Origin of the sequence: Collimonas rhizosphaerae (assembly GCF_038896935.1) — a bacterium.
GTDB lineage: Bacteria > Pseudomonadota > Gammaproteobacteria > Burkholderiales > Burkholderiaceae_D > Collimonas > Collimonas rhizosphaerae.
Genome location: NZ_JBANDC010000003.1, coordinates 308,685 through 326,951, shown reverse-complemented (window position 1 = coordinate 326,951; position 18,267 = coordinate 308,685). Strand labels below are relative to the sequence as shown.

At 61.2% G+C, this 18,267-nt stretch carries 20 protein-coding genes and 1 tRNA gene; 12 read left to right on the top strand and 9 right to left on the bottom strand.

Features of this window, described 5'->3' with window-relative positions; all coding sequences use genetic code 11:
* Positions 1-54 precede the first annotated feature (54 nt).
* The 3 genes from V8G57_RS05970 to V8G57_RS05960 form a co-directional block, all read right to left on the bottom strand.
* On the bottom strand, positions 55-1,494 hold the full coding sequence (locus V8G57_RS05970; protein ID WP_342828568.1) for an efflux transporter outer membrane subunit: 1,440 nt from the start codon (positions 1,492-1,494) through the stop codon (positions 55-57).
* A 2-nt stretch (positions 1,495-1,496) separates the two neighbouring features.
* A complete protein-coding gene (locus V8G57_RS05965) occupies positions 1,497-4,730 on the bottom strand; it encodes an efflux RND transporter permease subunit (protein ID WP_342828567.1) in 3,234 nt (1,077 codons plus the stop codon).
* A gap of 73 nt (positions 4,731-4,803) precedes the next feature.
* The gene (locus V8G57_RS05960; RefSeq protein WP_342828566.1) at positions 4,804-6,015 is read right to left on the bottom strand and encodes an efflux RND transporter periplasmic adaptor subunit; all 1,212 of its coding nucleotides are present in this window, start codon (positions 6,013-6,015) and stop codon (positions 4,804-4,806) included.
* A gap of 420 nt (positions 6,016-6,435) precedes the next feature.
* On the opposite strand from V8G57_RS05960, the gene V8G57_RS05955 reads away from it, so the two are divergent.
* The 4 genes from V8G57_RS05955 to V8G57_RS05940 all read left to right on the top strand — a co-directional run bounded on the left by V8G57_RS05955 (position 6,436) and on the right by V8G57_RS05940 (position 8,649).
* Complete coding sequence (locus V8G57_RS05955) at positions 6,436-7,059, top strand: TetR/AcrR family transcriptional regulator (RefSeq protein WP_342828565.1); 624 nt, start codon at positions 6,436-6,438, stop codon at positions 7,057-7,059.
* Positions 7,060-7,238: 179 nt separating this feature from the next.
* Positions 7,239-7,688 carry a transposase gene (locus tag V8G57_RS05950; RefSeq protein ID WP_342828564.1) on the top strand — a complete coding sequence of 150 codons (450 nt, stop codon included), beginning with the start codon at positions 7,239-7,241 and terminating at the stop codon, positions 7,686-7,688.
* 114 nt (positions 7,689-7,802) lie between these two features.
* Positions 7,803-7,878: transfer RNA gene (locus tag V8G57_RS05945), tRNA-Lys, on the top strand.
* Positions 7,879-8,316: 438 nt separating this feature from the next.
* The gene (locus V8G57_RS05940; protein ID WP_092401664.1) at positions 8,317-8,649 is read left to right on the top strand and encodes a hypothetical protein; all 333 of its coding nucleotides are present in this window, start codon (positions 8,317-8,319) and stop codon (positions 8,647-8,649) included.
* Between the two features lie 125 nt (positions 8,650-8,774).
* Here the strand turns inward: V8G57_RS05940 and V8G57_RS05935 are convergent, their stop codons facing one another.
* The 3 genes from V8G57_RS05935 to V8G57_RS05925 are packed head-to-tail and all read right to left on the bottom strand — an operon-like array spanning position 8,775 to position 9,477.
* Complete coding sequence (locus V8G57_RS05935; protein ID WP_342828563.1) at positions 8,775-8,948, bottom strand: hypothetical protein; 174 nt, start codon at positions 8,946-8,948, stop codon at positions 8,775-8,777.
* Positions 8,933-9,109 (bottom strand): hypothetical protein, encoded by a 177-nt coding sequence (locus tag V8G57_RS05930; RefSeq protein WP_342828562.1) that lies wholly within the window; start codon positions 9,107-9,109, stop codon positions 8,933-8,935. Before V8G57_RS05930 ends, V8G57_RS05935 begins: the two co-directional genes overlap by 16 nt.
* Before the next feature lie 17 nt (positions 9,110-9,126).
* Complete coding sequence (locus tag V8G57_RS05925) at positions 9,127-9,477, bottom strand: BON domain-containing protein (protein ID WP_342828561.1); 351 nt, start codon at positions 9,475-9,477, stop codon at positions 9,127-9,129.
* A gap of 425 nt (positions 9,478-9,902) precedes the next feature.
* On the opposite strand from V8G57_RS05925, the gene V8G57_RS05920 reads away from it, so the two are divergent.
* The 3 genes from V8G57_RS05920 to V8G57_RS05910 are packed head-to-tail and all read left to right on the top strand — an operon-like array spanning position 9,903 to position 10,874.
* The gene (locus V8G57_RS05920; protein WP_254785226.1) at positions 9,903-10,205 is read left to right on the top strand and encodes a hypothetical protein; all 303 of its coding nucleotides are present in this window, start codon (positions 9,903-9,905) and stop codon (positions 10,203-10,205) included.
* A gap of 24 nt (positions 10,206-10,229) precedes the next feature.
* Positions 10,230-10,574 (top strand): BON domain-containing protein, encoded by a 345-nt coding sequence (locus V8G57_RS05915; protein WP_342828560.1) that lies wholly within the window; start codon positions 10,230-10,232, stop codon positions 10,572-10,574.
* Between the two features lie 42 nt (positions 10,575-10,616).
* Complete coding sequence (locus V8G57_RS05910) at positions 10,617-10,874, top strand: hypothetical protein (RefSeq protein WP_342828559.1); 258 nt, start codon at positions 10,617-10,619, stop codon at positions 10,872-10,874.
* A 45-nt stretch (positions 10,875-10,919) separates the two neighbouring features.
* On the opposite strand, the gene V8G57_RS05905 is transcribed toward V8G57_RS05910, so the two are convergent.
* Positions 10,920-12,455, bottom strand: a complete 1,536-nt coding sequence (locus tag V8G57_RS05905; RefSeq protein ID WP_342828635.1) for a S41 family peptidase — start codon at positions 12,453-12,455, stop codon at positions 10,920-10,922.
* Positions 12,456-12,881: 426 nt separating this feature from the next.
* Here V8G57_RS05905 and V8G57_RS05900 point away from each other — a divergent pair, with 426 nt between their 5' ends.
* Positions 12,882-14,072 carry an acyltransferase family protein gene (locus V8G57_RS05900; RefSeq protein WP_342828558.1) on the top strand — a complete coding sequence of 397 codons (1,191 nt, stop codon included), beginning with the start codon at positions 12,882-12,884 and terminating at the stop codon, positions 14,070-14,072.
* An 83-nt stretch (positions 14,073-14,155) separates the two neighbouring features.
* Here the strand turns inward: V8G57_RS05900 and V8G57_RS05895 are convergent, their stop codons facing one another.
* Positions 14,156-14,698, bottom strand: coding sequence for a GNAT family N-acetyltransferase (locus tag V8G57_RS05895; protein WP_092401679.1), 543 nt, complete (start codon positions 14,696-14,698; stop codon positions 14,156-14,158).
* Between the two features lie 10 nt (positions 14,699-14,708).
* Positions 14,709-15,278, bottom strand: coding sequence for a helix-turn-helix domain-containing protein (locus tag V8G57_RS05890; protein WP_092401681.1), 570 nt, complete (start codon positions 15,276-15,278; stop codon positions 14,709-14,711).
* Between the two features lie 221 nt (positions 15,279-15,499).
* Between V8G57_RS05890 and V8G57_RS05885 the strand changes: the two genes are divergently transcribed.
* The 4 genes from V8G57_RS05885 to V8G57_RS05870 all read left to right on the top strand — a co-directional run bounded on the left by V8G57_RS05885 (position 15,500) and on the right by V8G57_RS05870 (position 18,250).
* Positions 15,500-16,741, top strand: coding sequence for an RNA polymerase sigma factor (locus tag V8G57_RS05885; protein ID WP_342828557.1), 1,242 nt, complete (start codon positions 15,500-15,502; stop codon positions 16,739-16,741).
* A 133-nt stretch (positions 16,742-16,874) separates the two neighbouring features.
* Positions 16,875-17,237 (top strand): YciI family protein, encoded by a 363-nt coding sequence (locus tag V8G57_RS05880; protein ID WP_092401687.1) that lies wholly within the window; start codon positions 16,875-16,877, stop codon positions 17,235-17,237.
* A 30-nt stretch (positions 17,238-17,267) separates the two neighbouring features.
* A complete protein-coding gene (locus V8G57_RS05875; RefSeq protein ID WP_092401690.1) occupies positions 17,268-17,669 on the top strand; it encodes a VOC family protein in 402 nt (133 codons plus the stop codon).
* Between the two features lie 107 nt (positions 17,670-17,776).
* Positions 17,777-18,250: a VOC family protein gene (locus V8G57_RS05870; RefSeq protein ID WP_092401693.1), complete on the top strand. Its 474-nt coding sequence runs from the start codon at positions 17,777-17,779 to the stop codon at positions 18,248-18,250.
* Positions 18,251-18,267: the final 17 nt, after the last annotated feature.

The following is an 18,267-nucleotide window of genomic DNA, read 5'->3' as shown; positions in this document are numbered from 1 at the left end:
AACGTATCTTTGGAGATGGCGGTGCGGCGCGGGCAGCACCGCCATTTTTCTTTGCTACCTGGCCAATGCCAAGGCGCTGTTGCCGGCCGCGGCCGGTTCCCAGCCGCCGCCCAGCGCCCGGATCAGGCCGACCGAAGCGACTGCCCGCTGGCCCACGCTCTGGCTTTTCGCACGCTGTGCGGAGAGGCTCGAACGTTGCGCATCGATCACTTCAAAGTAGCTGGTAGAACCGTTCCGATAGCGTGAATCGGCGAGGCGGGCGGCGAGCTGCGCCGACTTCACCGCATCTTCCTGGAAGCGGATCTGGTTATCCAGGGTGCGCAGGGCGCTCAGGTTGTCTTCCACATCCTGGAAGCCGACCAGCACCTGCTGCCGGTAGTTGGCCACCACCGATTCATAACTGGCGTCGGCGCGCGCCAGGTTGGCCTTGTTGCGGCCGCCGTCCAGCAAAGGCAAGTTGAGCATGGTGCCGACCAGCGGCCCCAGCAGCCAGCTGCGGCTCGACCACTGGAACAGGTTGTGCAGCGCATCCGAGCCGTAGCCGCCGGATGCGGTCAGCACCAGGCTCGGAAAGAATGCTGCCTTGGCGACGCCGATGCGGGCGCTGGCGGCAGCCAGCTGGCGCTGCGCCTGGGCGATGTCGGGCCGGCGCTGCAGCAGGTCGGAAGGCAGGCCGGGCGGCACCGCGACCGTCACCGGCTGCAGCGGTTCAGGCGCCAGCGTGAACTGCGCCGGCGCCTTGCCAAGCAGGATCGCCAGCGCATGGTCGCGCTGGGCGCGGCTGCGGCTGACGCCTTCCTGCTCGGCCTGGGTCACCGACAGTTCGGTATTGGCTTGCGCCACATCGAGCTCGCTGGTGTCGCCGGCATCGTAGCGATGCTGCACCAGGCGCAGGTTTTCCTGGCGCAGCTTGACGGTTTGCTGCAGCACGTCGAGTTCCGAGTCGAGCGAACGGATCGCAAAATACTGCTGGGCGACGTCGGCCTGCAAAGCCAGCAGCACCGAGCGATAGGCCGCTTCCTGTCCTTCCGCATCAAGCCGGGCGGCGCGGCTGCTGTCCGACAGCCGGCCGAACAGGTCGACTTCATAAGATGCATTCAGCTGCGCGCGCCACTGCGTCGAAGCGCCGGTGGCGTCGCCCTGGCGGGTCGGGCCGAAACCTGCGCCGAGCTGGAAGGCGCGATCGGCGTCGGCCAGGCCGGCGGTGGCGCGTGCATCCTTGACGCGCGCCATGGCCATCACCAGGGTCGGGCTGGATGCGGTGGCGTCGGTAATCAGCTTGCTGAGCTCGGCATCGCCGAACACCGACCACCAGGCGCCGCGGTCAGCGCCGTCGGCCGGCTGGGCGACTTGCCATTCGCCGTCCAGCGTCGCCGCTTCGCGGTACTGGCCGGGCAGGTCGACCGCGACCTGTTCCGGCGGCTTGGTGGTGGAGCAGCCGGCCAGCACCAGTGCGGCTACCAGCGTGCTGAGTTTGAGATTGAAAGTTTTCATATTCAGATTCCTTCGATGTGCGCCACAGTGGCAAGCGCTGGCGCCGCCGGACCATGGCTGGTCGGTGCGGGGCCCGCATGCTGTTCTGCTTCCGGCTTGGCGCTGGTAAAGCGCGATGCCAGGGTGCGCAGCAGTACATAAAAGATCGGCGTCAGGAACAGCCCGAATGCGGTCACGCCGATCATGCCGGAGAACACCGCAACCCCCATTGCATGGCGCATTTCAGCGCCCGCGCCGGTCGACAGGATCAGCGGGATGACGCCGGCGATGAAGGCGATGGAGGTCATCAGGATAGGGCGCAGGCGCAGGTGGGCGGCTTCGATCGCGGCGGCGTAGATGGAACGTCCCTGCAATTCCAGCTCATGCGCAAACTCCACGATCAGGATCGCGTTCTTGCACGCCAGCCCCACCAGCACGATCAGGCTGATCTGGGTAAAGATGTTGTCGTCGCCGCGGGTCAGCCAGACGCCGAAGATCGCCGACAGGATACCCATGGGCACGATCAGCAGCACCGCCAGCGGCAAAGTCAGGCTCTCGTATTGCGCCGCCAGCACGAAGAACACCAGCAGGATCGACAGCGGCAGGATGATGAACAGCGTGTCGCCGGCGATCTTGTCCTGGTAAGTGATTTCGGTCCATTCGTAGCTGATGCCGCGCGGCAGGGTTTCGGCTGCGATGCGTTCGACCGCGGCCTGGGCCTGGCCTGTGCTGTAGCCGGGCGCCGGACCGCCGTTGACGTCGGCCGACGGGAAGGCGTTATAGCGTATCGCCTGGTCGGGGCCGTAGCTTTGCGTCATCTTCAGCAGGGACGACAGCGGCACCATCTCGCCGCGGTCGTTGCGCGCTTTCAGCAAGCCGATGTCTTCGGCATGGGCGCGGAACGGCGCATCGGCCTGGACCCGTACCTGGAAGGTGCGGCCGAACTTGTTGAAATCGTTCACGTAGAGCGAGCCGAGATAGATCTGCAAGGTGTCGAACACAGCGGGGATCGATACGCCCAGCTGCTGGGCGCGGACACGGTCGACGTCGGCGTACAGCTGCGGCACGTTGATCTGGAAGCTGGAGAACATGCCCGCCAGTTCCGGCGCCTTCTGCGCTTTCGCCATGAAAGCTTGCAAGCCGTCGTTCAAGGCCTGGTTGCCCAGCGCGGCGCGGTCTTCGATCTGCAGCTTGAAACCGCCGATGGTGCCCAGCCCTTGCACAGGCGGCGGCGGGAACACGGCAATGAATGCGCCCTGGATCGCGGCGAATTTCTGGTTCAGCTGCTGCGCGATCGCGATGCCGCTCTGGTCGGCGCCGCGGCGCTCGCTAAACGGCTTGAGCGTGGTGAACACGATGCCGGAGTTAGGGCTGTTGACGAAGCCGTTGATCGACAGGCCAGGGAAGGCCACGGCCGATTCCACGCCAGGCTGCTTCAGCGCGATTTCCGACATCTTGCGCATCACGTCTTCGGTGCGGTCCAGCGACGAAGCGTCAGGCAACTGCGCAAAACCTACCAGGTACTGTTTGTCCTGGGCCGGGATAAAGCCGTTCGGCACGGTATGGAACAGCAGCACGGTGATGCCGATCAGCACTGCATACACCGCCAGCGCCGCGCTTTTGCGTTTCAGGATGCCGGTCACGCCGCCGCTGTAAGAGTCGGAGGCGCGATGGAAGACCCGGTTGAACACAGTAAAAAAGCCGCCGAAGAAACGGTCGATCAGGCGCTGGAAAGCGTCCTTCTTGGCGCCGTGGCCCTTCAGCAGCAAAGCTGCCAGCGCTGGCGACAAGGTCAGCGAATTGAATGCCGAGATCACGGTGGAAATCGCGATGGTCAGGGCGAACTGCTTGAAGAACTGGCCGGTCAGGCCGCTGACGAAAGCCAGCGGGATGAACACCGCGCACAGGGTCAGGGCGATCGCAATGATCGGCCCGGACACTTCGCGCATGGCCTTGTAGGTGGCTTCCTTGGCAGACAGGCCGTTCTCGATGTTGCGTTCGACGTTCTCCACCACCACGATGGCGTCATCGACCACGATCCCGATCGCCAGCACCAGCCCGAACAGGCTCAAGGCGTTGATCGAAAAACCGAGACCCATCATCACCGCAAAGGTGCCGATCACCGATACCGGCACCGCCAGCAAGGGAATGATCGAAGCGCGCCAGGTTTGCAGGAAGATGATCACCACGATCACCACCAGCAGGATCGCTTCCAGCAGGGTATGGACCACCGCCTCGATGGAGGAGCGGACGAACTGGGTCGGGTCATAGACGATCTTGTAGTCGACGCCTTCCGGCATGTCCTGCTTCAGCTCGGCCATGGTGCGGCGGACGTTGTCGGAAATTTCCAGCGCGTTGGAGCCGGGCGCCTGGAAGATCGGGATTGCTACCGCCTGTTTGTTGTCGAGCAGCGAGCGCAGCGCATATTCGCTGGCGCCGAGTTCGATCCGGGCCACGTCTTTCAGGTAAGTGACGACGCCATCGGGCGAGGTGCGGATCACGATGTTGCCGAATTCTTCTTCATTGGCCAGGCGGCCGCGGGCATTCACCGAGATCTGGTAGTTGACGCCTGGGACCGACGGCGAAGCGCCGATCACGCCGGCGGCGACGTTGACGTTTTGCTGGCGGATGGCGTTGACCACATCGGAAGCGGCCAGGCCGCGTTCGGCCACCTTGCGCGGATCGAGCCAGACCCGCATCGAATAGTCGCCGGAACCGAACAGCTGCACCGAACCGATGCCAGGCAGGCGCGCCAGGCGGTCCTTGACGTTCAGCACGGCGTAGTTGCGCAGGTAGGCCATGTCGTAGCGGTCGTTAGGCGACAGCAAGTGCACCACCATGGTCAGGTTGGGCGAACTCTTGACCGTGGTCACGCCCAGCCGCTGGACTACGTCCGGCAAGCGCGGCAAGGCCTGGTTGACGCGGTTCTGCACCAGCTGCTGGGCCTGGTCCGGCGAAGTGCCCAGCTTGAAGGTGATGGTCAGGGTCATCAAGCCGTCCGACGTGGCTTGCGAAGACATGTACAGCATGTCTTCGACGCCGTTGATCTGTTCCTCGATCGGCGTCGCCACGGTTTCGGCGATGGTTTGCGGATTGGCACCCGGATACTGCGCCTTGACGATGACCGACGGCGGAATCACTTCCGGATATTCGGAAATCGGCAGGCTGAGCATGGAAATCAGGCCGCCGATCAGGATGATCGCAGATAACACGCCCGCAAAGATCGGGCGGTCGATAAAGAATTTTGAAATATTCATGGTGTTGGGCTCTGCTGGGTATTTGGCGTTGATGCTGGTGTTGATGCAACCGTGAGGATCGTCATCGCCTTTGTTATTTAGCGCTGGCCACCGTCACCGCAGCCTTGGCGGGAGAGCTGTTTTCTCCATCCATGGTTACCGTGACCGGCGTGACCAGGTCATTCGGGCGTATCCGTTGCAAGCCGTTGACGACGATCCGTTCATCTTTCTTGAGGCCGGAACGGACCACGCGCAAGCCGTCGACGATAGGGCCGAGCTTGACCGCGCGATAGGTGACCTTGTTGTCGGCGCCCAGCACCATGACGAATTTCTTGTCCTGGTCGTTGCCGACAGCCCTGTCGTCGATCAGCACCGCGGTTTCCGCCGCCGAGCCGCCGGTGCGCACCCGGGCGTACATGCCGGGGGTGAGGGCGCCGTTCTGGTTGTCGAACACGGCGCGCACGCGCATGGTGCCGGAGGCGGTGTCAAGCCGGTTGTCGAAAGCCTTGATCTGGCCCTGGTGCGGATAACCTTCTTCGCTCGCCAGGCCGATGGAAACCGGCAAGCGGCTTACGCCCGAATTGCCGACAGCGCCGTTGGCGGCGTAGCGGATATAGGTTTGCTCATCCACCTCGAAGCTGACGTACACCGGCGACACCGATACCACGGTAGTCAATGCCGGCGAAGCAACGCCGGCGCCGACCAGGTTGCCCACCGTGATCTCGGCGCGCGACACGCGGCCGCTGACCGGTGCCGCAATCGATGTGTATTGCAGGTTCAGGCGCGCGGTCTGCACTGCTGCGTCCGCCGCCTTGAGGCTGGCGTCGGCTTCCAGCAAGGCGTTGTTGCGCTGGTCCAGCTCGCGCTGGGCTACCGCATGTTCTTCAATCAGGCGGCCGGTGCGGGCCAGCTCGGTTTTTGCCAGCGCCAGCCCGGCCTGGGCGCCGGCCTGGGTTGCCACCGCGCGCGCCAGTTCAGCTTGATAAGGGCGGGGATCGATGGTGAACAGCAGGTCGCCTTTCTTGACCAGCTGGCCTTCCTGGAAATGCACGGCATCGATGGTGCCCGATACGCGCGGGCGGATTTCAACCCGTTCGATGGCTTCCACGCGGCCCGAAAAATCATCCCATTCGGTAACCGATTTTTCCAGGGCGGCGGCGACCGAGACCGATGCTGCAGGAGGCGGTGCGGCGACCGCCTTGGCCTGGCGGCTGGTCAGGGTGAAGGTGCCGGCGGCGGCGAGGACGAGGATGCCAACCGCAATCGCAATGGCTTTGCGAGAAAATAATGGTGTCGAAGTTTGCATGTGAGACCCCTGGGTATATGTGTGGAAACGGAAATGGATAACTGCGTAATCGGAAACAATCGCTTGAGCGCAAGGCCGTCCGGGTGAGATTTCAGCTTGGTCTGGCGACCGACAATGGCGTTCTTGAGTGGCTCGGATTGCTTCAAATCATGATTAGCAATATATGACTGACTGCCTGCCAGCCGATAGCCGCTTACTGGACGCTTCTTGTCTGATCCTCCAGATGTGCTGGTTTTTCCCTTATCTGAAAGCAAAAAAACACGCTCGGAAAACATCAAATTTCATTCTGTGAGACACTGAAGTTTCCATTTGGCCACATCCGGCGTCTTCAGGATTTCTATTTAATAGCGATCACTACGATTTAGGGTTCGACTCTAGCGGGGTTGTTTTACGCTGTCAAGTAGTTTAATATCGATCACTATGGAAATGACACAAGACAAGCCGCGCAAGAAGGCCGGCCGTCCTTTATCGTTCGATAGGGAACTTGCGCTGGAGCGCGCGATGCTGGTTTTCTGGCGTTACGGCTATGAGGCGACTTCGCTCAATGACCTGACCGGCGCCATGGGAATCACGCCGCCCAGCCTGTATACGGCATTCGGCGACAAGGAACGCCTGTTCCTGGAAGCGGTGGAATATTACCTGGCGAAAAAACCATGTTTTTTCGAGTCGATCGTGGCCGAGCCGCTGACGGCGAAAGAAAGCATCCGCAGTTATCTCGAGGTCATCGCCATCTCGCAGACCGACCCCAACCAGCCGCCCGGCTGCATGGTCGTTACTTCAGCCACCAATTGCACCGCCGCCTCTTCGCATGTGCAGGAAGTGCTGGCGGATTATCGCGGACAGATGGAGGCCGGCATCAAGGATCGCCTGGACCGCGGCGTGCGCGAGGGTGAACTGGCCGCCGATACCGATACGGCGGCGCTGGCGAGTTTTTTCGTGACTGTCATCCATGGCATGTCGACCCAGGCGCGCGACAACGCCGGCCGCGAGAAACTGCTGGCGATAGGCGCACAAGCGATGCGCGCCTGGCCGGATCCGCTTTAAGGCGGCTTGAGGGGCGAACATGGCCTTTCAATTTCAGACATTTCTTATATTTTCTGACGAACCCCGTGGCTAGAATGTCAAGCCAGTACCTCGGTTCATTGCCATGAGCAACTGAAGCGGGTAGTGCAACGACATTCTTTCTGGAGGCCGTCACGATGAGTCAAGTGCAGAAGCAGGAAATGAAGCTTCGGGATGAACAATGGCAAAAGCTGGAGCCGCTCCTGACCGGCAAGCAGAGCGATCCCGGCGCCAATGCAAAAAACAACCGCCTGTTTATCGAGGGCGTGCTGTGGGTAGTCCTGAACAACAGTTTGTGGCGTCATCTGCCTCAGCAGTTCGGCAGTTCAAGCACGGCGTACATGCGTTTCCGGCGCTGGACCGAATGCGATTTCTGGCGCCAGCTGGCGCAAAGCCAGGTCGAGGACGCTGAATTGGCGCAGATGCTGGAACGCATAGTCGAGCACGCCGACTTGTATACCCGGCGCATCGAACAGCGCCTGCTGAGAAAAGCCCAGAAGGCCGTCTACCTGTCGGCCAAGGGCGTCGTCAAGGCCGCGCCGCCGTCCAGGCACCCCATTGTTGGGGTGGACGAATCAACCTTGCATTGGGTCGGTCTGGTCACGGCGTGACGATCCGCCGGCGCCTGCGCGAGGGCAGAAACAACGGCCTATATGCAAACTGATAGAAATTCTTACGAAGGGCTGGCAAAAATAATAAACAGCCGCTATAATTCGTCCCCTGTTGGGGCGTTAGCTCAGCTGGTAGAGCAGCGGACTCTTAATCCGTAGGTCGTGTGTTCGAATCACACACGCCCCACCAACAGATTCAAAGCCTCCCGAGCAATCGGGAGGCTTTTTTATTTCCGTCAGATATTTCCGTCAAATAAGCGCTTTATTCGACACGTCTGATATCCAGTGGTCCATGCAGTGCCATTTCATTCGGCATTACAACCCATTTGCGGTGAGTTCTACATCGCAGTTCTGCGATTTTCTTTATCCGGTGCGCCGGCAGCAAGCCGACTTGGTACGCAAACGCACAGACCCCATGCCTTTTCCTGAATATTCTGGGTTGCAATCGCAGCGCACCGGCAGCATGCAGGTCTTCGGACCAAGTTCGCAATTCGGCCGGCGCTGCGATCGTGCAGTAGCGATGGCCTGATCTGCCGGCGCTCATCATTGTCGCCAGAGATTGATCAAATCTGGGTGGCTGCTCGCAATCTTGTGGGCAGTTCTGGTTAGTCAAACAAAGGAAATCATCATGAAGTACTTGATACAGTTTGCCGCAGCGTTGGCGACGCTCACACTGGCTGGTTGTTTTACCTTGCCTACGGGTCCTGCCGGGCCGCAAGGCGCGACCGGGTACACCGGCGCGACCGGCAGCACCGGCTACACAGGTGCGCCTGGCCGTGCCGGAGCCACTGGCGGCACCGGTGCAACCGGGGATACCGGCGCGACCGGAGGCACCGGAGCGACAGGGGATACCGGAGCAACCGGCTATACCGGTGCAACCGGCAGCACGGGTGCACGAGGAAGTACAGGCGCCAAAGGAAGCACCGAGGCTGGAACTGTTGTCGTTATCCCGGCCCGTTAAAACGGCTGGTGGCGGACCCTTGCTGATGCTTGGGGGTTCGCCAAAAAATGCATGGATGTGTCTGTGGACAAAAAGAATTCATATGTCCGCGATGTACATGACGAGGCTGTGCGGAAGATGCCGGGTCAAGAGATCCTGATGCGCTTGCCGTTGCAGCTGGCCCTGATCGCCTTGCTGCACCAGTACAGCGATCTTTCCTGCTGCGGCTCGCAGCCGGTCAGCAAGCACATGGCCGTGACGCCCAGGATGTAGAACCTGAACCACCAGGCCATCTTGAATTCGATCATGCCGGCGGACATGGCGCTTTCCCGATAGTGATGGCGACGGGATCGCTGGCAGGAAAACTTTCGTCCAGTGCTTCATCGAGCGCACTTTCAACGCTGCTTTCCTTGTTTTCGATAGCGTCGCCTTCTTTGTGCGGCGGATCGGCGTCAGGATGGATATTTTGCCTGGGTTGCATTTGGTTCCTCTCGGCGTCTACGTGAATTTCCTGACGCTGATGCGGTTGATTATCTTGCCGACCCCGGCTACCCGCTTTACCACGGCTATGCTGCGGTCGATCTGGACTTGATCGTCGGCGAATCCGCGTAGCACGACTGCACCGTTTCTTATCTGGATTCTTATATCAAGATTTTCTAGGTCGCTACTTGCCAATAAAGCCGTTTTGATTTTGGCGGTGAGCATGGAGCTGTCGGTTGTGGCCTTGGCCATGGCGGACGGCGCAACGGCGGGCATGCTGTGCGCGTCGTTACAGCCAACCAGGAATGCGGGCAGCGCACATATCGCAATTGCGGCCAGGAATGTAAAAGGATTTGCGAGCGCAACCATGGTTTGCCAATGCAAAGAGGGGAAGTTCCAATGTATGCACTGGACTCTGCTCCTTTAAGCGCTGCCTTTCTGTTCGCTAGCGTACGTAGATAGTATTGTTGTTCCAATCCGGATGGTGCGGGAAATATCGCTTGCCCGCGAACGGCATTGCGGAAATTTTGTGCAATGTGGGATAGCGAACGGATCTGGCGATAAATAAGCTCTATAAGATCTTTCATTGAGTAAGCAATACAGAGCTCCTTCTCGTTGTATCCGTTGTTCCGCACTTATTCGATACGCGCAAAAAAAGGAGAGCCGCGATGGACAAATATATTCCGGGACGGATTCTTGGCGCGCCGATGATCCTGTTGATAGCGCTTTATTTTTTGTGCATTAGCCGATTGCGTAGCTGGCGGTAAATTGTCTCCTGACAAAAAGGAAGCGACATGGGAATGGAATGGATGAGCGGCTGGGCGAGAAAATACGCTGCGACGCCGGAAAAACTGGCGGAAGGTGAATTGCGCGATGCGCGTCTCTCGCTGTTTCAGGCGGAACGGCAGTTGCTGGAGGCGGAAATGCGCGTCGACTACTATCGCAGCGTCCTGGTTTTCCTTGAAGCGATTGCCATTGACGGCGTGGAAAGCGTCGCTGACAGGCAAAGGCCGCACCAGCTGGCCTTGCCGCAACGTCCCATGGTGTTGCATCAGATATTGCAAGAAGAACCGGCAGACGCCAGAAGAGCTGTGTGAGCTTGAAAGAGGACCGGGAAAATCATGGTCGCGCTTCTGAAGCGTTTCGTCCGTCCGGGCGTTGTCGCTGTGTGCACCCTGCTTGTCTCGCTGCCAGGCTGCAACAAGACAAAAGACATGACTGGAAATCCGCCGCCTGTTGCCGTCGATACTGCAGTTGACGATGCTGTCATCACTGCCAAAGTCAACGCCGCGTTATTGACGAGCGGCGATCTCAAAAGCCTGGGCTTGCAAGTCCAGGTCCAGAACCACGAAGTGACCTTGAGCGGCCTCGCCGACAGCAAGGCCCAGGTCGAGACCGGCATTGTGGTCGCCAAGGGAGTCGATAGGGTAACCAACGTGGTCAACCATATCAATATCAAGAAGTGAATGACCGGTTTGCGGGTCGATGCGAGCGTGAAGGGTTCTGCCATGGAATGCAACGTTGATTGGAGCCAGGCGCCGCAGGGCGCAAGGTGGTGGGTGATGGACGGCGACGGCCGGGCGCACTGGTTTGGCGAGCCCGAGGTCATCCTGCAGACCAGTTTCTGGTTCACGGATCCCGTGCCGGCTCCCGCTTTCGATTATGTGGGCGACTGGCGCTCAAGCCTGGTAGAACGGCCGGCCCACGGCTGGGATAGCGTCTTGCTGCGCCCAGGCAATGCGGCAGAAAATTTTCTGGGAGCGTGAAAAAGCGCCCGGATCAAAATCCGCGGTTTCATGTGCCGTGGATTGTCACTGCGTTTTCTGTCGTTCAGTTACCTGTACGTCGAGTTTCAGGCACGCCGGCTGCGCCGGCATGAACCTCGGGTTCACGGCCACTACCTGCACCGGCTTGCCGGCCAGCGCGTTGAGCGCCTGCTGCAGCTGCCAATCCTTGGCGGTGCCGAATTCCTTTTGCGGCAACGCTGCGCTGTTGGCCGGATCCAGCTTGGCAAGTGCGCGCCGCTCGCGCAGGCGCTGGCGTTCCTTGCGCACATCGGCGAAGGGATCGGGCGCGGTTTTGCTGGCGTAGGCGGCGCGCGGAATGTCGACTTCGCGATAGCCGAGCAGGACGCCGTCCATGTCGGCGTCTTTGCGTGGCGGCACGATCCAGTCCGGCACCACGCCGTGACCTTCCATCGGGCAGCCGTTCGGCCGCAAGTTGCGCGCATTGCTCCAGGAAACCTGCGTGCCGTCGCGGATGTCGACCCCGGTTTGCGCCATGCCCTTGCCATAGGTCGGCGTGCCCAGCAGCCTGGCGCGGCCGAGGTCTTTCAGCGCCGCGGCGGTGGCTTCGGCGGCAGAGGCGCTTTGGCCGTCGACCAGCACGATGAGGGGCACGTTGCGCCACCAGTCGTCGCCTTGCAAGGGGGCGAGCGGGTCCTGGCCTTGCATTACCGGCAGGTCGTAATCCGGCCAATTGGTGCTGATGCGGTGCTGGATTTTATCGTCGCGCTGCAGCGTCACCATTGCCGTCTTGTCGCGGCCGGTGAACAGCGCCGTCATGCCGATCGCCGCGTTGAGCGCGCCGCCGCCGTTGATGCGCAGGTCGAGGATCACTGCCGCGGCCGGCGGCCCTTTCTTGCGCTCCGCTTGCACCACGTCTATATAGTCGCCGATGGTAGGCTCGGGAAAACTGGCCAGCCGGGTATACAGCACATTGCCGTCGAGCCGCTTGACGCTGGCCGGCCGCGGCTTGATGACGGCGCGCAGCGGGGCCAACTCCAGCCGCTGCTGCGATGGGCCGCGCAACAGCGTGAGCTTGAGCGGCGCACCGGCTTCGCCGTTGGCATATTTGGCAATCTCGGCATTGTCGATGCCGACCATGCTGTTGCCGTCCATCGCCACCACCAGGTCGCCGGTGCGCACGCCGGCTTGCGCGGCGGGCGCATCAGGCACCACATCGATGATATGCAAGCCGTCAGGCAAGGTCTCGAAAATGATGCCGATGCCAGGCGCGCCGTTGCGCGTGCGCTGGTCTTTTTTTATTAGTTCCTGCCGTTCCTGGGCATTGAAGAACCTGGCGTAGGGCAGCGTTTTGACGCCGAGGCGGATGGTTTCGTCGAGGAAGGCCGGGACGTCGATCTCGGTCAGGTGCTCTTTCTTGAGCACGTCCACCACCGCCTTCAGTTCGCAGATCTGGACTTCCCAGTCCGGCGGGCAGGGCGACGCTTCGGCTGCACCGGCCGACGAGCAGAAGCTGGATGCCAGCAGCACGAGCGGCGCAAATAGTGCCGCGCGTACAGGGCGACGCCCGGTAGCGGGTTGGGGGCGAACGCCGTCGAGCATTGTCCTGGTTGCGGAATTCGATTCACCTCTGGTCGCGCTGTGCATTTTTCTTCCATCGGATAGGTGGGAAGCAGGGAGATTGAAGTCTACCAGCCATCGTCTGGAAAACGATTCGCGCTTGGATGGAAAAGCGTCAAAAAAAACTTGCGTCGAAGAAATCCGTGTTGCATACTTGGTCGCACGTACAGACTTTCGTGCGCATCCAGAATTTGTCCGATGGCAGATACTTGAGTAGATTCATTCGCGGCGTAGTCACTTTGCAGATAGCACTGGATTACGCGAATCTCCTCAAGTATCGGTCATTACCAAAGCTCGCTTCGGCGGGCTTTTTTCATATGGTTTGCGTGGCGGTGGCTGGCGTGGGCCAAGTCCCGTAACAGGGCAGGCCATTTCCAGCCGACTCCGATCAACCTCGCCGCTGCCCCGATGCTGCCATTCATCCGCCCCTATACAGACACGCCGCATCGCAACAACGGCCTGGACACGCTGCGCGCCGCAGCGATCGCGCTGGTGTTCATGTACCACTACATGGCCTTCGTCAGCGGCACGCCGACATTCGGCTGGGCCAGCAGGGTGGGCTGGGCCGGCGTCGACCTGTTCTTCGTGCTGAGCGGATACCTCATCAGCAACCAGATCTTTGCCGGCGTCGTCCGCGGACGGCAGCTGTCGCTCAAGCATTTCTACGCCAGGAGATTCCTGCGGACGCTGCCCAATTTCTACGTCGTGCTGGCGCTGTATTTTCTTTTTCCCCTGGCCATGGGGGGCAACGGGCTGCCGCCGCTGTGGCGTTTCCTCACCTTCACGCAAAACCTGTGGCTGCAGCCGGGAACCGCTTTTTCCCATGCCTGGTCGCTGTGCATAGAAGAACAGTTTTATCTGCTGCTGCCAGCCGTCGTCATCGTCGCTGCCCGGTATGGCAAGTCGATCCGGCTCGCGTGGGGCGCCCTGGGCCTGCTGATGCTGGCCGGGATCGCGCTGCGCAGCGTATTGTGGCTGCAGTATGGGCGGGAAGCGGGTGGTGCGGTCGGCGGCTATTACCCGAATATCTATTACTCAAGCTTTTGCCGCTTCGATGAATTCCTGCCTGGCATCGCCGTCGCCCTGCTGAAGAATTTTCACCGGGACCTATGGCAAAAGATCCTGCGCCGGGGCCATCTGTCGCTGCTTGCCGGCGGCCTGGCGGTGGCGCTGCTTTTCTACCTGATCGTCAATTATTACTATATAGAAGACTACGGCTACGGATTCTTCATGAGCGGGTTCGGCTATTCGCTGGTTGCCGTCGCCTTCGCGCTGCTGGTGGTGGCCGCGCTCAGTCCGTGCAGCTGGCTTTACCGCTGGCGGATGCCGGGCGCTGCCCAGCTGGCGGCATGGTCGTATGCGATCTACCTGGTGCACAAGCCGCTCGCCGTGATCGCGCACCGGGCCCTGAAAAGCGCGGAGATCAACTCCGCAGTTGAAGCGGGTTTGATTGCCATTGTCTGCATCGGCGGCGGTTACCTGCTGTACCGGCTGGTCGAAACGCCCTTCATGAAGTTGCGGGACGCGCGTTTTCCCAGCAACTTTGCAGCGGCCGGCGGCGAGCCGCCGCAAACGGAGTCCCCGGCCTATATCAGGTAACCGGCGCAGGCAACCGGCGCAGGCAACCGGCGCAGGCAACCGGCGCAGGCAACCGGCGCAGGCAACCGGCGCAGGCAACCGGCTTAAGCCGCTGCGCCGTTTCCGATCCGCTTGTAGAAGACGGTGGTGGCGCACAAGCGGCCATCCGGCCATAGCGCGTAGTCGGGAATCACCCCCGACACCTGCCATCCCAGCCGCTTGTACAGCTGTTCGGCCGGACTGCCGGTGACCGTATCCAATACCAGCAAGCGTTTGCCGGCGAGCGCCGCGGCATGTTCCGCCGCCGTCACCAGCGCCGCACCCAGGCCGGTCCGGCGCGCCTTGCGGTGGACCAGCAGTTTTGCCACATCGGCCCGATGCGGCTGGTTCTCGGGCTGCTTTAAGACTACCTGCACCGTGCCGACAATTTCACCATCGGGGGCCAGGGCCACCAGCAGCAGGCGTTCGCCGGCGGCGACGCCGGGAGCGACGTCATTCCAGAAATTGTCCGCCCGCGTGCGGGTCAGGGGATGCATGAAGCTGACCGAAGCGCCGCCGTCGACGCAATCGACCAGGATCTCGCTCAGGGCGGCGAGCGCAGCCGGATCGAGCGATTCCAGGCGACGGATTTGTATGTGGTCTTGCATGTCCGGCTCCTTACGGGCGCGCGCTGTCCGTGCTGCTGATCACGGCGTAGCGCGCAGGTTTGCGATCAGGGTTGTGATAGGCGACCGGGCGGTCCAGCTGGAACGCCAGGCAGTCGCCGGCTTCGATCGAATATTGCGCATCGCCGACGGTGATATCCATCCTGCCTTCCAGGATCCATATCTGCTGGTAGACAAGCGCCTCGCGCGCCGAGGTTTCGTAAGTGACCCGGGCGCCGGCCGGAAACAGCACTTCCACGATCCGCAGCGGCGATTGCGGATGCGGCGGCGAAACATTGCGGCGCAGGTAGCCCGATTGCGGATCGCGCCATTGCGGCTGGTCGGCGTGGCGGATGAGGGGCGCGGCCTGCGGCTGCGGATCTTCGAACAAGGCGGGCAGCATCACGCCGAGCCCGGTCGCCAGTTTTTCCAGGACCACCGCGGTGGCGTTGCTCTGGCCTCGCTCGATCAGGGAAATCATGGAACGGCTGACGCTGCATTTGGTGGCCAGCGCATCCAGCGACAGGCCGCGCTCCTGGCGCAGGAAGCTGACGCGGGCGGCAATGCGGGCATTGATATCCATGATGGGCAGGGTTCTCGGTATCTATAATAATGGAAATATTATCCATTATATTGGACGTGGAAGTCAACGCTGGAATCGAGGGCATAGGCCCTGCTGCATTATCGGCCCCGTTCCAGGGCGAATCGGCAGGGCCGTGATTCAATGTATTATTCTCGTGGTACAGGAATGGACAGGCTATTAAAAAGCACTGCCAGGGACCACCTCGTTACGATGCCTACACGATGCCAATAAGCGCCACGATAGAAGATATTTACCGCAGCGAATCGCGACGCGTGTTCGCTACCTTGATTCGCCTGCTGGGCGACTTCGATCTGGCCGAAGAAGCCTTGCAGGATGCGTTCAAGGCTGCGATGGAACAATGGCCGCGCGACGGCATCCCCCACAAGCCGGTGCCTTGGCTGGTGTCCGCCGGGCGCTTCAAGGCGATCGACGGCATACGGCGCGGCGCCAGGTTCACCGCCTATGACGAGGTGGCGGAATCGATCGAAGCGATTGCCGACGACAGTCCTGGTCCGGACGACGACCGCGAGCACGTCGAGGACGACCGCCTGCGCCTCGTCTTTACCTGCTGCCATCCCTCGCTGGCGCCGGACGCGCAGATCGCGCTGACCTTGCGCGAAGTGTGCGGCCTGAGCACGGAAGAGATCGCCCATGCTTTCCTGACCCCGGCGCCGACGCTGGCGCAGCGCATCGTGCGCGCCAAGGCGAAGATCCGCGACGCCCGCATCCCTTACCAGGTTCCCGGCCGCGACGAATTGCCGGCGCGCCTGCACACGGTGCTGCGCGTCATCTACCTGGTGTTCAACGAAGGGTATTCCGCCTCCTCGGGCGCGACGCTGACGCGCCATGACCTGTCGCAAGAAGCGATCCGCCTGGCCCGGCTCCTGCTGGAACTGCTGCCGGAACCGGAGGTGATGAGCTTGCTGGCGTTGATGCTGCTGCATGAATCTCGCCGCATCGCACGCAGCACCGCGGACGGCGACCTGATCCCGCTGGACGAGCAAGACCGCAGCTTGTGGAGCGCAGAACATATTGCCGAAGGATCGGCGCTGGTGGAGCGCGCCCTGTCGGCCGGGAGTTTCGGCGCCTATGCGCTGCAGGCAGCGATTTCCGCGGTCCATGCCCATGCCCGCCATGCCGATGCGACTGACTGGGGGCAGATAGTTGGCCTGTATGACGCCTTGCTGCGCCTGGAGCCGACGCCGGTGGTCGAATTGAACCGTGCGGTGGCGGTCGCCATGCACCAGGGGCCGGATGCGGGCCTGGTCCTGGTCAACAACCTGATTGCCGGCGGCCAGTTGCAAAATTATCATCTGGCGCACGCGGCGCAAGCCGACCTGCACCGCCGCCTTGGCCACGTTGCGGAAGCGCGCGCCGCCTACGGGCGGGCGCTGGCGCTGACCCAGCAAGAGCCGGAGCGGCGCTTCCTGAATCGGCGGCTGGCGGGCCTGGCCGAACAATAAAAATATCTGGAGTACTGTCGATTCCGCTGCCCGCGGTTCGACTATCTAGTGCAGGTGCATATAAACCGACGCCGGCGGGGCCCTGCGCCACCGGCTGTCGCCGACCGTTCCTTGTCATTTACTGGAGACCATCATGAACTATCTGTGCCTTGTCTACCTTGCCCAGGACAAGCTGCATGCCTGTCCGGACAGCACCTGTTTCGCCTTCGCCGAGGAACTGCGCGGCAGCGGCCATTTTGTCGCCGGACAAGCGCTGCAGCCGATCGATACGGCTACTACCGTCCGGGTGCGCAACGGCCAGATGTCCTTGACCGACGGCCCGTTTGCCGAAACCAAGGAGCAACTGGCGGGTTTCTACATGATCGAAGCCAAGGACCTCAACGAGGCGATCCACTGGGCCTCGAAAATCCCCCCTGCACGTTACGGCAGCATCGAGGTGCGCCCGGTGCGCGAACTCGACGTCAGCGATATCGCCGCGACGCAAGCAGCTGTCTGAAACCGATAAACCCATTCAAAAGGAACGATCATGCACAAGCAGATCTACATCAACCTGCCGGTCAAGGACTTGCCGAAATCAAAGGATTTCTTCAAGAGCCTCGGTTATGAGTTCAACCCGAAATTCACCAACGACCAAGGAGCCTGCATGATCCTTGGCGAGAACCTGTATGCCATGCTGCTCACCGAGGATTTTTTCCAGGGTTTTGCGAAACAGCCGGTGTGCGACGCCACCAAGCAGAGCGAGGTGCTGCTTTGTGTTTCATGCGACAGCCGCGCCCAGGTCGACCAGCTGGTAGCCGCCGGCCGCGCTGCCGGGGGGCGCACCACGGAAGAACCGCAAGACTACGGCTTCATGTATAGCCACGGTTTCCGCGACCTGGACGGCCACGCTTGGGAATTCGCGTATATGGTGCCGGCAGCCGGCGAGTAGCTTGCGGACAGGAGTCGCTATCTTTGGGCAGAAGCGGTTCTCCACGTTTCCTTTCGTATTTTCTTCCGCATTTTCTTCCGCATTTTCTTCACTTAGGAGCAGCAAAAATGCAGAAAATTTCTCCATTCCTGTGGTTCGACGGCAAGGCCGAAGAGGCGATGAATTTCTATACGTCGGTTTTCAAGGATGCAAAAATCGGCAACGTGTCGCGCTACGGCGATGCCGGGCCGGGTCCCAAGGGAGCGGTGATGTCGGCCACGTTCCAGCTGCATGGCCAGGATTTCATCGCCCTGAACGGCGGGCCCCAGTTCAGCTTCACGCCGGCGATTTCGTTTTTCGTGAATTGCGAAAACCAGGAAGAGGTCGATGAACTCTGGGCCAGGTTTTCCGAAGGCGGCGAGCCGCAGGGCTGCGGCTGGATCAAGGACAAGTTCGGCCTGTCGTGGCAAATCATCCCGAAGGTCCTGGGCGAGCTGCTGCAAGACAAGGATCCCCAGAAAGCCCAACGGGTCATGCAGGCGATGATGAAGATGGTCAAGATCGACATCAAGCTCCTGCAGCAGGCTTACGCACAGCAATAGGAAAGCGGCGTGCCGCC